This window comes from Streptomyces sp. NPDC002403, from assembly GCF_053593015.1.
Window position 1 is genome coordinate 82187 of record NZ_JBSFBQ010000031.1, and the last position, 13282, is coordinate 95468.

The following is a 13282-nucleotide window of genomic DNA, read 5'->3' on the forward strand; positions in this document are numbered from 1 at the left end:
GACGCCCGGAACCCGGACATGAGCCAGATCGTGGGCAGCCACGACCTGCTGCTCGTCACCCTCGACACGCTGCGCCACGACGTGGCGCAGGAGCTCGCCGCCGCGGGCCGCATCCCCCATCTGGCACGCCATCTGCCGGGCGGCGTCTGGGAGAAGCGGCATGCGCCGGGGAGCTTCACCTACGCCTCCCACCAGGCGATCTTCGCGGGATTCCTGCCGACACCGGCGGGCCAGGGGCCGCATCCGAGGCTGTTCGCCGCGCGTTTCGCGGGCAGTGAGTCCACTGCCTCGGGCACCTTCGTCTTCGACACGCCGGATCTGCTCTCCGGCCTCGCCGGCGTGGGCTACCGCACGGTGTGCATCGGCGGTGTCGGCTTCTTCAACAAGCAGGCGCCGCTCGGTTCCGTGCTGCCCGGCATGTTCCAGGAGAGCCACTGGGAGCCGGAGTTCGGCGTGGCGTCGTCCACCTCCTTCGAGGCACAGGTGGCCCGTGCCGAGGAGGTGGTCGCCGGACTCCCCCAGGAGCAGCGGCTGTTCCTCTTCGTCAATGTGTCCGCACTGCACCAGCCCAACTGGTTCCACCGGCCGGGCGCCACCCGCGAGGCGGGCGACTCCCGCGACACGCACGCCGCGGCCCTGGAGTACGTGGACGCCCATATCGGCAGGCTCTTCGCCGCCGCGAGCAGCCGCCGTCGCTGTTTCGCCATCGTCTGCTCGGACCACGGCACGGCGTACGGGGACGACGGCTACACCGGTCACCGGCTGGGTCACGAGTCCGTCTGGACCGTTCCGTACGCGCACTTCTTCCTGGAACCGGGGGCCATCGCACCATGAGCACCACCACCACCGTGCCGGCCACCCGGCCGTACCAGAGCTATGTCTACGCCTACCCGCACAAGACCGCCTACCGGCCGCTCGCCGGCCGGCCGGCGCTGCGCGAGCTGTGGGCGGCCGAGCGCAAGGACGCGCTCTCGCTCTATCTGCACATACCGTTCTGCGAGGTCCGGTGCGGCTTCTGCAATCTCTTCACCCGGATCGGCGCCCCGGACGAGCTGACGACCCGCTATCTCGACGCGCTGGACCGGCAGGCCACCGCGGTACGGGAGGCGCTGGGCGACGAGGAGCCGGCGCGTTTCGCCGCGGCCGCGTTCGGCGGGGGTACGCCCACGTTCCTGACCGCGGTGGAGCTGGAACGGCTCTGCGACATCGCGGAGAAGCGGATGGGCGCCGATCTGCGGTCCGTCCCGCTGTCGGTCGAGACGTCGCCGTCGACCGCGACGGCCGACCGGCTGGCCGTCCTCGCCGACCGCGGGACGACCAGGATCAGCATCGGGGTGCAGAGCTTCGTCGAGGCCGAGGCGCGGGCCGCCGTGCGCCCGCAGCGGCGCGCCGATGTGGAGGCGGCGCTGGACCGGATACGTGACGCCCGCATCCCGGTCCTCAACATCGACCTGATCTACGGCATCGACGGGCAGACCGAGGACAGCTGGCGCGCCTCGCTGGACGCGGCGCTCGGCTGGCGGCCGGAGGAGCTGTACCTCTACCCGCTGTACGTGCGCCCGCTGACCGGACTGGGACGGCTCGGTGCCGACAGCGAGGCCGTGGCGGACGCGGCCTGGGACGAGCAGCGGCTGCGGCTGTACCGCGCGGGCCGGGACCATCTCCTGGCCCACGGCTACGAGCAGGTTTCGATGCGGATGTTCCGCCGCGCCGACGCCCCGCGGACGGACGGGCCCGACGACTACGCCTGCCAGACCGACGGCATGATCGGCCTGGGGTGCGGTGCCCGCTCGTACACCACGGGACTGCACTACTCCTTCGACTACGCGGTCGAGATGCGGGAGGTCCGGGCGATCATCGACGGTTACGCGGCCACCGAGGACTTCTCCCGCGCGGAGGTCGGGCGGTACGTCGACGGCGACGAGGCGCGCCGCCGCCACCTCCTGCAGTCGGTCCTCCAGGCGGAGGGGCTGCGCCTGGCCGACTACAGGGAGCGGTTCGGCACCTCGCCGGCCGACGACTTCCCCCTCGAACTGGCCCGGTTCGAGGCGCGCGGCTGGCTCGACGCGTCGGCCGGGGCGTTGGGACTGCTGCGGCTCTCCCCCGAGGGCCTGGCCCACTCCGACGCACTGGGCCCGGAACTGTTCTCCCCCGGTGTACGGGCCACGATGGCCGCGTACGAGTTGAAGTGAGCGCCCATGGACCTGACGATCCTCTACCGAGGCCCGCTCGCCTCGTGCGACTACGACTGTCCGTACTGCCCCTTCGCCAAGCGGCGCGACAGCCCGGAGCAGCTGCGGGCCGACCGTGCCGCGCTGGAGCGGTTCACGGCGTGGGCCGCGGCGCAGACCGGTGACCGGATCTCGGTGCTTTTCACCCCGTGGGGCGAGGGGCTGGTCCGCTCCTGGTACCGCCGTGCGCTGGTCGAGCTGGCGCAGCTGCCGCACATCCGACGGGTCGCGATCCAGACCAACATGAGCAGCCGTACGGGGTGGCTGGCCGAGGCCGGTGAGGCGGGCCGCGAGAAGATCGCGCTGTGGTGCACGTACCACCCGGGGCAGACGCCGTACGAGCGGTTCCTCGCCAAGTGCCGGGAGCTGACCGCGCTCGGCATCCGGCACAGTGTCGGTGTGGTCGGGCTCGACGACCATCTCGACGAGGCGCGGCGGCTGCGCGCCGCGCTGCCGGAGGAGGTCTATCTCTGGGTGAACGCGGCGGAGGGCCACAGCTACACGGACGAGGAGGCGGACCGCTGGACGGCCATCGACCCGCTCTTCCCGTACAGCCGGCGTCCGCACCGGTCGGCCGGGCTGCCCTGCAGGACCGGTGAGTCGGTCGTCTCGGTGGACGGTGACGGCACCGTGCGACGCTGCCATTTCGTCCCGGCAGAGCTGGGCAATCTCTACGACGGGAGCTACCGCAGGGCCCTCGGTCCGCGTGCCTGTCCGCTGGCGGTCTGCGACTGCCACATCGGCTACGTGCATCTGGAGACGCTGCCGCTGTACGACGTCTTCGCCGGCGGTGTGCTGGAGCGGATACCGGCATCGCTGCCGCCGCTGCTCGCCGGACGTGTCTGAGCTCCGGACACGTCCGGCGGGACTGCGCGAGACGGTCTAGAGCGGCAGGAGGTCCGGCCGTTTCGCCTCGACGTGGTCGCCGGAGGATTCGCCGCGCAACCGCCGGCCGATCCACGGAACCAGGTACTCGCGCGCCCAGTGGATGTCGTCGCGCCGTACTTCGAGGGTGCCGCGCTGCGCCTGCGGGGGCCATTCCTGGTCGGGGTCGGCCGGCACGTCGATACCGAGGACCTGGGCGGCGCGCAGCGCGACCCTGGTGTGTCCCTCGGGCGACAGATGGAGCCGGTCGTCGTCCCAGGCGCGCCGGTCCTGGACGGAGCGCAGCGACCACAGGTCGAGGACCGGGCAGTCGTAGCGGTCGGCGATGGCCCGGACATGGGCGGTGTACGTGGCGATCTTGCCGCGCAGATGGCGCAGCACGGGAACGCCACGGGTGTCGAAGCCGGTGGTGACCATGACCGTGCCGACCGCCCCGGTCAGCTCGGCGACGGCGCGCTCGAAGCGCTCGGCCACGTCGTCGGGGTCGGTGCCCGGCCGGATGATGTCGTTGCCGCCCGCACAGAAGCTCACCAGATCGGGTGCGAGCTCCTTGGCGCGCGGCACCTGCTCCTCGACGATCTGGTCGAGGAGGCGTCCTCGTACGGCGAGATTGGCGTACCTGAAATTGCCGTGCGCGGAGCCTTCGCCGCCCGTCGCCGCATCGGGGTCCGGGAGCTGGTCCGCGAGAAGTACCGCGAATCGGTCCGCCCAGCCGACGAAGGTCCCGTCCGGGCCGGGGTCGCCGACTCCCTCGGTGAAGCTGTCGCCGATCGCCGCGTACGACCCGATGACGCCCTGTCGGTTGTTGACGCCACGTTGGTTTTTTCTCGAATCGTCTGCCACAAACGCTTATCCTGCACCGCCGAATGTGACCTACGCGACCGTAATATGGGGTTGACGGGTGGTGAGATAGACCACCCGGTCAGTTTTGATAAAGAGGGAATAAGCAGAAGGGGCGGTGCGCCGCCGCGCACCGCCCCTTCTGTGTTGCTCAGGTCATGCTGTGTCGCTCAGCTGCCCGGCCGTTCGGCTCAGACGTAGATGCCGTGCGAGGCCAGGAAGGCGATCGGGTCGATGTCCGAGCCGTACGCCGGGCCGGTGCGGACCTCGAAGTGGAGGTGCGGGCCGGTGGAGTTGCCGGTGGAACCGGAGAGGCCGATCTGCTGGCCCACGGTCACGGTCTGGCCCGCCGAGACGGAGAGCGAGGACAGGTGGCCGTACTGCGAGTAGTGGCCGTCGGCGTGCTTGACGACGACCTGGTTGCCGTACGCGCCGCCCCAGCCGGCGGTGACGACGGTGCCGGAGGTGATGGTCTTGACGCTGGTACCGGTGGCGACGGGGAAGTCGATTCCGCTGTGGCTGCCGCTGGACCAGTTGGAGCCGGAGGCCCGGTAGTTGGTGGTGTGGTTGCCGGGAACCGGGTGGACGTAGCCGGAGCTGCTGCTCTTGGCGGCCGGGGCGGAGGCCGCCTTGGACTGCGGGGCGGCGGTCACGGACTTGGCCGGGGCGGACTTCTCGGCGGCCGCGGCGGCGGAGGGCGCCTTCGACGGGAGGGCGGAGCCGGTGCCGGCGCCGGTGGGCGCGGCGTTGCCGGCCGCCTTGCCGCCGAGGGTCAGCTTCATGCCCGGGAAGATCAGGCTGGGGTCCTCACCGACGACCTTGCGGTTGTCCTGGTACAGCTGCTGCCAGCCGCCCTCGATCTTGTGCTCGGCGGCGATCTTCGACAGGTAGTCGCCGGAGACGACGGAGTACGTCGTGGTGGCGGCCTGCTTCTGCGTGACCGGCTGGGCGTGCGCGGCGGCGGTGGCCGACTGCGGGGCGGCGGCCGGGGCGGCCTGCTCCGCGGCGTGGGCACCGGTGGCACCGAGCAGCGGGAGTGCGATGACGGCGCCACCGGCACCGACCGCGGCGACGCCACGGGCGACGGGACCGATCTTCGTACGGCGGTGCTTACCCGATATGGGCATGACGTGCTTCCTCTCCGGCGCCTGCGAGGTGAGCTGTCGGGTTCGGGCTGGAGATGCCCGGCCGCACCGAGTGCGACTTCACCCCGAGCCGGCCGGATTTCTCCGGTCGGCGACTTACCTGGTTCCCCCGCTCCTGCCACGCGATGAGTGGGTACGAATTCCGGGCGGCGGCAGGATTAGGCGGTCCGTCCGGATTGACGGTGACCGTAAGCGAGTCGGGACGGCGAGAACAAGCGGCGGGTTCCATTGCGGATTCCGCACCGGGGAAATCGGTGCGGAATTCCGGTCACACTCCGTGGATTACGGATCTTGGCTTTCCGCACGGCGCACGGAATGCCCGACCCTCCTGCCGCCACACACCGTCACGGATATGATCCCGCTCACGAGGCGGCGATCATCTCCCGCATAAACGGGCGATGTTCAGACAAAAGACCGCATTACGGACATGCCCCTTCTGTCACACCCTTCGCAGGCGCAGCACCCGTGCGTCGAGATCCCCCTGGAGTCCGCTCTGCAGTCCCTGGTGGAGCAGCGCCGAGCCGTGGTGCACCGCCCCTGTGTCCAGGCAGGTGTATGCCGCCGCGGGGTCGAGCCCGCGCAGCCGCAGGGCCGGGGGCCGTTCCCCGTATCGCTGCGCCTCCAGCCACATCAGGACCACGGTCTCCTGGCCGTGGACGTACTGGACCGCACTGAGTCCGCCGCGCGGCTCGCGCAGCCGGTACAGCGCGCCGTGCTGCACGACCGGCCGGATCTCCTTGTAGAGCTCCACCCAGGTCCGCGCCTCGGCCAGCTCCTCCTCGCTCCATTCGGTGAGGTCCCCGCCGACCCCGAGCACACCGGCCATGGCGCTCACGAAACGGAAGCGCAGCGAGCTGACCCTGCCGTTGAGCTGGTGGTTCGGGCTGTCGGTGACCCAGGCGGCCATCACCCGGGCCGGGTGGATGTGCCCGAAGCCCTCCTGGATGGCGAGACGGTCGAGCGGGTCGGTGTTGTCGGAGGTCCACACCTGGTCCGTACGGGACAGGATCCCCAGGTCGATCCGGCCGCCGCCGCCCGAGCAGGATTCGAATGCGACCGAGGGATGTGCGGCCCTGAGCCGGTCGATCAGTGCGTACAGGGCGTTCACATGCTCGATCCAGAGCTTCTGCGGGTATTCCTCGCCCGGCCAGCCCGCATCGGTGAAGCAGCGGTTGAAATCCCACTTCACATAGTCGACGGGCGTCTCGGAGAGCAGTGTGTCCAGCTGCTCCCAGAGATATTCCTGCACATCGGGGCGGGCCAGATTGAGCACCAGCTGGTTGCGGTACTCCGTCCGCGCCCGTCCGGGAAAGTGCTGCACCCAGTCGGGGTGCGCGCGGTAGAGGTCGCTGTCGGCATTGACCATTTCCGGTTCGACCCAGATTCCGAACTGCATGCCGAGCCGGTGCACTTCGTCGGCGAGCGGCTTCAGCCCGCCGGGGAAGCGGTCCGGATTCGGCGTCCAGTCACCGAGGCCGGCCCGGTCGCTGGTCCGCTGCCCGAACCACGCGTCGTCCACCACGAACAGCTCGACGCCCATCGCGGCAGCGCGCACGGCGAGGGCATGCTGCTGGTCCAGCGAGATGTCGAAGCCCGTCGCCTCCCAGGAGTTGTAGAGCACCGGCCGCGGCTTCTCCGCGTCCGGGATCACATGGGCCAGCTGCCAGGCGTGCCAGGCGCGGCTCGCGCCGCCGAACCCCTGGCCGCTCCACAGCCCGGCGAACACGGGCGTGGTGTACGACTCCCCCGGCGCGAGCCGCAGCAGTCCGGAGTCGTCGTAGCCGGCGCCGCCGGTGATCTGCACGAGCCCGTCCGGCAGCCGCTGCACGGAGATCCGCCACGAGCCGGACCAGCCGAGCGCGCAGCCGTACACCTCGCCGCTCTCCTCCGTCGCCGCGCCGTCGGCGTCCAGGGCCACCCACGGCAGGTACTGGTGCCCGGTGTGGCCGCGCCGGCTGGAGATGACGCTCTCGCCGTGGAGCAGCTCCGCCCGCTCCAGCCGCGACTCCGCCGCCCAGCGTCCGTGCAGCCGGCTCAGCCGCCAGCCGTCGCGGGCCGGCAACGACCAGGCGGCCGCGTCGGCGCGCAGCAGTTCCAGCGGCGGGCCGTCCGGTCCGGCATGGGCGACGGTGGCCCAGCGCTCCACGACGTCGGAGTCGTCCCGCATCCGGTAGTGCAGGGTGAGGTCGAGCCGGTGCACGGAGTCGGTGAAGCCGAGCCGCAGCTCGTCCCCGTCCACCGAGGCGTCGGCAAAGGCCCACTCGGTGCCGCGGACCTCGGGGGTACGCACCGAGAGCGCCGGGCGCACGAACCGGGGGCCGCCCTCCACCGGATACTCCTCCCGGCCGTCGAGGTGGGACTCGAAGGCCCTGAAGGGGAGCTCCGGCGCGGCGGCCAGCGCCTCGGCCGCCGCGAGGGAGATCCTCGGCCCCCAGTGCAGATGGACCAGCTCGTCCTGCTCGGTCAGTCGCAGTGCATAGCTGCTGCTCGCCCCGGTGAGCAGCCAGGTCCGGCCGGTGTTGCCCGTCTCGATCATCGCATCCCCACATTCCAACAGTTCCGCACATCATCGATCATCGTTGGGGCGTGGGCAACGGACTTGCCAGGAATTCACCGGGCGGATTCGCCACTGGAGCACCGGAGTTCGCCCGGGTATCGACAGGGAAAGGCCGAGATGATTGCCTGAGGAACCAATGTCGTACCGTCGCGGAAGTTGCCTCGCCGGCGACCCGCGTCGGCACCGGACACCCCAGGAGTCGCTGTGACGCAGCAGTTGCCGCAGGTACCGTCGGCGGAACCCGAGCTGGCGGGTGTCCGCAACTTCCGCGATGTGGGCGGGCTGCCCACCGCGGACGGACGGCGGGTGCGGCACGGGCGGCTCTTCCGCAGTGGTCACCTGGCACACGCCACCACCGAGGACGCCTCCTTCCTCGGCGGCCTCGGCCTGCACACGATCTTCGACTTCCGCAATGCCGCCGACCGCCGGCTCGACGGTCTGGACGTGGAGCTGCCCGGCGTACGGAATGTGAGCATCCCGCTCTCCGACCCCGCCGACGGTGCGGAGTTCTGGCACATGGTCCGCAACGGCGACACCGAGCAACTGCGCTCGATCCTCGGCGACGGCAAGGCAACGAACCGGATGGTCGCCTCGTACCGCTCGATCATCCGGGACCGCACCGCCGAGCACAGCCGGGTACTGCACGCCCTGGCCGAGGACAGCGTGCCCGCCCTGATGCACTGTGCGGCGGGCAAGGACCGGGCCGGTCTGTCGATCGCGGTGTCCCTGCTCGCGGTCGGCGTCGAGCGTGACGCCATCGAGGCCGACTACCTCAAGTCCAACGACGCCCACCGGCGCTACCGGGTGCGCCGCAGCGACACCTCGGCGGACGGCATGTCGGCCGAGGTGATGGAACTGCTGAATCCGCTCTTCGGCGCCCATGCCGAGTACCTCGCCGCGGCGTTCGCCACCATCGAGGAGACCTGGGGCAGCACGGAGCGCTACTTCTCCGAGGGCCTGGGACTCACCCCCGGGACCCGTGAGCGGCTGCGCGACCGGCTCCTCGACGAGGCGTAGCCGGGGCCGCCCGGTCGTGGTGGTCAGCCCTTGCCGGCCACCGCGAAGAGCAGGTAGAGGAAGGCGGCGAAGATGTGTCCGGCGATGAGGTAGGCGAACAGCCGGATCACCACACCGCGCGGAAACTTCCGCTCCTGGGCCTCGTACTTCTTGTTCGACCCCAGCGGGTCGAAGTTCTCCGAATCGGACATGACGGTCCTCTCTGGCGACCGGAGACCGGTCTCAGCGGCGGTGGATGCCACTGCCGAGACACAGCTCGGCGGCGGGGCTCTGCAGCAGGGTGTGGACGAAGAGCAGCTCGGCACCCTCACGGTCGACGGCGGTGATCCGGTGCGGGGTGAGCGAGTCGAAGTGCGCGCTGTCCCCGGGGGCGAGATCGTGCACGGTCTCCCCGAGCCAGACCCTCAGGTGCCCGGCGAGCACGTACAGCCATTCCTCGCCGGGATGTACCCGCACGAGATCGCTCTGCGCGGCCTGCGGAACCCGGACGCGGAGCGCCTGCATCGCCCGGCCGGAGCCGCCTGTCTGCCGGTACATCCAGCCGTCCGCCTCGGCTCCCTCGAACTTTCCGCCGCGGATGATCGCGTCCCGTTCCGGGGGTGTCTCGCCGAGCAGCTCGGAGACCGTCGTACCGTAGATCCTGGCAAGACCGAGGAGCATCGGCAGCGAAGGCTGGCGGCGACCCGTTTCGAGCCGGGAGAGATGGGCGGGTGAGAGCCCGGCCCGCTGAGCGGCGGTCTCCAGGGTGAGACCACGGCTCCGGCGCAGGTCGCGCAGGCGGGGCGCGACTCCGGGCAGCTCGTCGGCCACCCCTCCGTCTGGAGGATTCATGTACCCATTGGGCCAGGATCCTGCCTGAGAGGCAAATATCTTGCCTCTCAGGCAAAAACGGTCAGCGGTTGGCGACCGCCTGCTTCACCAGTGTCCTGCCGAAGTCCCACATCAGCCCACCGCCGCTGTGTGCGTCGTCCATCACAGCGGTGAACGCCGTGACGAACCGGTCGACGTCCGACTCGTCGATCACCAGGGGCGGAATCAACTTGATCACTTCCAGGTGGTCGCCCGAGACCTGGGTGAGGATGCGGTGCTTCTGGAGCAGCGGCACCACCACCATCTGCGCGAAGAGTCCCTTGCGGGCCGCCTGGAGCATGGTCCAGCGGCTGCGCAGCTTGAGCGAGGACGGCCGGCCGAACTCGATGCCGATCATCAGCCCGCGCCCGCGCACCTCGTGCAGCAGCTCGTAGCGGTCGACCAGTGCGGTCAGCCGGTCGCGCAGCAGCTCACCGGTGCGGCGCGCACGGTCGACGGTCTCCTCGTCCTCCATCACCGCGAGGACCGCGAGCCCGGCCGCCATAGCCTGGGCGTTGGAGCCGAAGCTCGCGGAGTGGACCAGGACCCGGTCCATCGACGAGTAGACCCGCCGGAAGATCCAGTCCTTGCCCAGGGTCGCCCCGACCGGCACATAGCCGCCGGAGAGCGCCTTGGCGACACAGACCAGATCGGGCTCGACACCCTCCTCGTGCTGGTACGCGTAGAAGTCGCCGGTCCTCCCGAGTCCGGTCTGCACCTCGTCGGCGATGAGCAGGGCCTTGTGCTTGTGCAGCAGTTCCTGCGCCTCGCGCAGGAAGCCGGGGGGCGCGGCGTGGACGCCCTTGCCCTGGATCGGCTCGACGACCAGTGCCGCCACGTCACCGCGCTTGAGTTCGCGCCGCAGCGCGTCGAGGTCGCCGAGTGCGATGGCGGTGTCCGGCAGCAGGGGGGCGAAGCCGTCCCGGAATCCGTCCTCCCCGTTGACTGAGAGGGAGCCGGTCGTCAGGCCGTGGAAGGCGTGGGCGCAGTAGAGGATCCTGGGCCTGCCGGTGGCGTAGCGGGCGAACTTCAGGGCCGTCTCGACCGCTTCCGTGCCGCTGTTGCCGAAGAAGACCCGGTCCAGGTGCGGGCTGTGCGCGAGCAGCTTCTCGGCCAGCAGTCCGGGCAGCGGCTGGCAGTCGAAGCGGGTGAGGTCGGCGAGCGAGGCGTCGAGGACGTCGTGCAGGGCCTTGCGTACGACGGGGTGGTGCCGGCCGAGGCCCATCACGCCGAATCCGGCGAGCATGTCCAGGTAGTCGTTGCCGTCCGCGTCCCAGAAGTGCGCGCCCTCGGCCCGTTCGTAGACCTTGTCGAAGCCGATGGTGCGGAGCATCCGGGGCAGCTGGTGGTTGAGGTGTCTCGTGTGCAGCTCGTAGCGCTCGGCGCCGCGCTCCGCGAGGAGTCGCGCCAGGTCGAAGCCCTTGGGCCCGTCGTCCTTCATTCCCCGCTCTCCTCGGTCCTCGTCGCCGCCTCCTTGGCGGCCAGTGCTGCGCTGATCCGTCCGGCGATCTCCACCGGGGTGAGCCCGATGTCGGCCAGCACCTCGGCGCGCTTGCCGTGCGCGAGGAACTGCTCGGGGATGCCGAACGTCCGCAGCGGTACGTCGACCCCGGCGTCCCGCAACGCCTGCCCGACCGCCGAGCCGACGCCCCCTGCCCGGCTGTTGTCCTCGACGACGGCGACCAGCCGGTGCCGGGCGGCGAGCGGGGGCAGTTCCTCGTCGACCGGTTTCACCCAGCGGGGGTCGACGACGGTGCAGCGCAGGCCGGCCCCGGCCAGCAGATCGGCGGCCTTCAGACAGACCGGGGCGAGCACGCCGACGGCGACGAGCAGCACATCGGGGTGCTCCGCCCGGTGCAGCACGTCCATGGAGCCGATCCGGCCGACCGACGGGACCGGCTCCCCCACCGACTCCTTGGGGAACCGGATCACGGTGGGCGCGTCGTCGACGTCGACGGCCTCACGGAGCTGGGCGCGGAGTTCACCGGCGTCGCGCGGGGCGGCGATCCGCAGCCCGGGGACGACCTGGAGCACGGACATGTCCCACATGCCGTTGTGCGAGGCCCCGTCGGGTCCGGTGACGCCGGCCCGGTCGAGGACGAAGGTCACCCCGCACCGGTGCAGCGCTACGTCCATCAGCAGCTGGTCGAAGGCCCGGTTGAGGAAGGTGGCGTAGACGGCGACGACCGGGTGGAGGCCGCCGGTGGCCAGTCCGGCCGCGGACACGGCTGCGTGCTGCTCGGCGATGCCGACGTCCCAGACCCGGTCGGGGAACGCCTCGGCGAACTTCGTCAGTCCGACGGGGTGCAGCATCGCCGCCGTGATGGCCACCACGTCCGGCCGCTCCGCGCCGATCGCGGCGATCTCGTCCCCGAACACCGAGGTCCAGGAGAGCCCGTCGGCCGGGACGAGCGGGGCGCAGGTCAGCGGGTCCATCGCGCCGACGGTGTGGAAGCGGTCGGCCTCGTCCAGGAGCGCGGGCGGGTAGCCGCGGCCCTTCTCGGTGAGGCAGTGCACCAGCACCGGGCCGTGGAAGCGTTTCGCACGGTGCAGGGCCGATTCGACGGCCGCGATGTCGTGGCCGTCGATCGGCCCGACGTACTTGAGCCCGAGGTCCTCGAACATGCCCTGCGGTGCGAAGGCGTCCTTGAATCCCTTCTTCGCGCCGTGCAGCGACTCGTACAGCGGCTGTCCGATGACGGGGGTCTGCTGGAGCATCTCCTTCCCCCAGGAGAGGAAGCGCTCGTACCCGTCGGTGGTACGGAGGGTGGCGAGGTGGTTGGCGAGGCCGCCGATCGTGGGGGCGTAGGAACGCTCGTTGTCGTTCACCACTATGATCAGCGGCCGGTCGCGCGCGGCGGCGATGTTGTTGAGCGCCTCCCAGGCCATCCCGCCGGTGAGGGCCCCGTCGCCGATGACGGCCACGACGTGGTCGCTCCGCCCCAGCACCTGATGGGCCTTGGCGATGCCGTCGGCCCAGCCGAGGACGGTCGAGGCGTGCGAGTTCTCGATGACGTCGTGCGCGGACTCCTCCCGGGAGGGGTATCCGGACAGGCCCCCTTTGCCGCGCAGCTTGGAGAAGTCCTGCCGTCCGGTGAGCAGTTTGTGCACATAGCTCTGGTGCCCGGTGTCCCAGAGGATGCGGTCGGCGGGCGAGTCGAAGGCACGGTGCAGGGCGATGGAGAGCTCCACCACCCCGAGGTTGGGCCCCAGATGGCCGCCGGTCCTGGCCACCGCCTGGATGAGGAAGTGCCTGATGTCCTCGGCGAGTTCGCCGAGTTGTGCTCCGTTCAGCGCCTTGAGATCGTGCGGCCCCCGGATGCTCTCCAGAATCGTCACGCTCGGGCCCCCTCTCTGGTTCCGTCTCAGCTCACGGTGACGGCAGGAACCCCCGACGGCGTCCCCGCCTCTGCCATGTCCTCGGCGATCCTCATGGCTTCTTCGATCAGCGTCTCGACGATCTTCGACTCCGGCACGGTCTTGATGACCTCGCCCTTCACGAAGATCTGCCCCTTGCCATTGCCCGACGCCACGCCCAGGTCCGCCTCACGGGCCTCGCCCGGACCATTGACGACACAGCCCATCACGGCCACCCGCAACGGAACCTCCATGCCCTCAAGACCCGCCGACACCTGGTCCGCCAGCTTGTACACATCCACCTGCGCCCGCCCGCACGACGGACACGACACGATCTCCAGCCGCCGCTGACGCAGATTCAACGACTCCAGGATCTGGATACCGACCTTGACCTCCTCGGC

At 70.4% G+C, this 13282-nt stretch carries 12 protein-coding genes and 1 riboswitch; of the genes, 4 read left to right on the top strand and 8 right to left on the bottom strand.

What is annotated here, in order from left to right; all coding sequences use genetic code 11:
- The first annotated feature begins 18 nt into the window (after positions 1-18).
- Genes ACWCPY_RS28410 through ACWCPY_RS28420 form a run of 3 tightly spaced genes read left to right on the top strand, consistent with a single transcriptional unit; the run spans position 19 to position 3077 of the window.
- A complete protein-coding gene (locus ACWCPY_RS28410; protein ID WP_451269662.1) occupies positions 19-834 on the top strand; it encodes an STM4013/SEN3800 family hydrolase in 816 nt (271 codons plus the stop codon).
- Positions 831-2192, top strand: coding sequence for an STM4012 family radical SAM protein (locus ACWCPY_RS28415; RefSeq protein ID WP_451269629.1), 1362 nt, complete (start codon positions 831-833; stop codon positions 2190-2192). The genes ACWCPY_RS28410 and ACWCPY_RS28415 overlap by 4 nt, the downstream gene beginning before the upstream one ends.
- A 6-nt stretch (positions 2193-2198) precedes the next feature.
- Positions 2199-3077: an STM4011 family radical SAM protein gene (locus ACWCPY_RS28420; RefSeq protein ID WP_451269630.1), complete on the top strand. Its 879-nt coding sequence runs from the start codon at positions 2199-2201 to the stop codon at positions 3075-3077.
- Positions 3078-3113: 36 nt separating this feature from the next.
- On the opposite strand, the gene ACWCPY_RS28425 is transcribed toward ACWCPY_RS28420, so the two are convergent.
- From ACWCPY_RS28425 to ACWCPY_RS28435, 3 genes are all read right to left on the bottom strand, one after another.
- A complete protein-coding gene (locus ACWCPY_RS28425) occupies positions 3114-3959 on the bottom strand; it encodes an SGNH/GDSL hydrolase family protein (RefSeq protein WP_451269632.1) in 846 nt (281 codons plus the stop codon).
- A 188-nt stretch (positions 3960-4147) separates the two neighbouring features.
- Positions 4148-5083 (bottom strand): M23 family metallopeptidase, encoded by a 936-nt coding sequence (locus ACWCPY_RS28430; RefSeq protein ID WP_451269634.1) that lies wholly within the window; start codon positions 5081-5083, stop codon positions 4148-4150.
- 3 nt (positions 5084-5086) lie between these two features.
- Positions 5087-5243: riboswitch (cyclic di-AMP (ydaO/yuaA leader) on the bottom strand.
- A 297-nt stretch (positions 5244-5540) separates the two neighbouring features.
- Positions 5541-7637, bottom strand: a complete 2097-nt coding sequence (locus ACWCPY_RS28435) for an alpha-galactosidase (RefSeq protein WP_451269636.1) — start codon at positions 7635-7637, stop codon at positions 5541-5543.
- Positions 7638-7862: 225 nt separating this feature from the next.
- Here ACWCPY_RS28435 and ACWCPY_RS28440 point away from each other — a divergent pair, with 225 nt between their 5' ends.
- The gene (locus ACWCPY_RS28440; protein WP_451269638.1) at positions 7863-8675 is read left to right on the top strand and encodes a tyrosine-protein phosphatase; all 813 of its coding nucleotides are present in this window, start codon (positions 7863-7865) and stop codon (positions 8673-8675) included.
- Between the two features lie 23 nt (positions 8676-8698).
- Here the strand turns inward: ACWCPY_RS28440 and ACWCPY_RS28445 are convergent, their stop codons facing one another.
- The 5 genes from ACWCPY_RS28445 to ACWCPY_RS28465 all read right to left on the bottom strand — a co-directional run.
- Positions 8699-8866 carry a DUF6126 family protein gene (locus ACWCPY_RS28445; protein WP_451269640.1) on the bottom strand — a complete coding sequence of 56 codons (168 nt, stop codon included), beginning with the start codon at positions 8864-8866 and terminating at the stop codon, positions 8699-8701.
- A gap of 31 nt (positions 8867-8897) precedes the next feature.
- Complete coding sequence (locus ACWCPY_RS28450) at positions 8898-9506, bottom strand: helix-turn-helix domain-containing protein (protein WP_451269642.1); 609 nt, start codon at positions 9504-9506, stop codon at positions 8898-8900.
- A 61-nt stretch (positions 9507-9567) separates the two neighbouring features.
- The gene (locus ACWCPY_RS28455; RefSeq protein ID WP_451269644.1) at positions 9568-10965 is read right to left on the bottom strand and encodes an aspartate aminotransferase family protein; all 1398 of its coding nucleotides are present in this window, start codon (positions 10963-10965) and stop codon (positions 9568-9570) included.
- Positions 10962-12863, bottom strand: a complete 1902-nt coding sequence (gene dxs, locus ACWCPY_RS28460) for a 1-deoxy-D-xylulose-5-phosphate synthase (protein WP_451269646.1) — start codon at positions 12861-12863, stop codon at positions 10962-10964. Before dxs ends, ACWCPY_RS28455 begins: the two co-directional genes overlap by 4 nt.
- 26 nt (positions 12864-12889) lie before the next feature.
- A partial coding sequence (locus ACWCPY_RS28465; protein ID WP_451269648.1) for a flavodoxin-dependent (E)-4-hydroxy-3-methylbut-2-enyl-diphosphate synthase occupies positions 12890-13282 on the bottom strand: 393 nt, incomplete at its 5' end.

Coding starts and splice junctions, on each gene's coding strand:
- ACWCPY_RS28455 (WP_451269644.1), bottom strand. CDS start 10,965: ATGAAGGACGACGGGCCCAAGGGCTTCGACCTGGCGCGACTCCTCGCG.
- ACWCPY_RS28415 (WP_451269629.1), top strand. CDS start 831: ATGAGCACCACCACCACCGTGCCGGCCACCCGGCCGTACCAGAGCTAT.
- ACWCPY_RS28435 (WP_451269636.1), bottom strand. CDS start 7,637: ATGATCGAGACGGGCAACACCGGCCGGACCTGGCTGCTCACCGGGGCG.
- ACWCPY_RS28410 (WP_451269662.1), top strand. CDS start 19: ATGAGCCAGATCGTGGGCAGCCACGACCTGCTGCTCGTCACCCTCGAC.
- ACWCPY_RS28445 (WP_451269640.1), bottom strand. CDS start 8,866: ATGTCCGATTCGGAGAACTTCGACCCGCTGGGGTCGAACAAGAAGTAC.
- ACWCPY_RS28430 (WP_451269634.1), bottom strand. CDS start 5,083: ATGCCCATATCGGGTAAGCACCGCCGTACGAAGATCGGTCCCGTCGCC.
- ACWCPY_RS28450 (WP_451269642.1), bottom strand. CDS start 9,506: ATGAATCCTCCAGACGGAGGGGTGGCCGACGAGCTGCCCGGAGTCGCG.
- ACWCPY_RS28420 (WP_451269630.1), top strand. CDS start 2,199: ATGGACCTGACGATCCTCTACCGAGGCCCGCTCGCCTCGTGCGACTAC.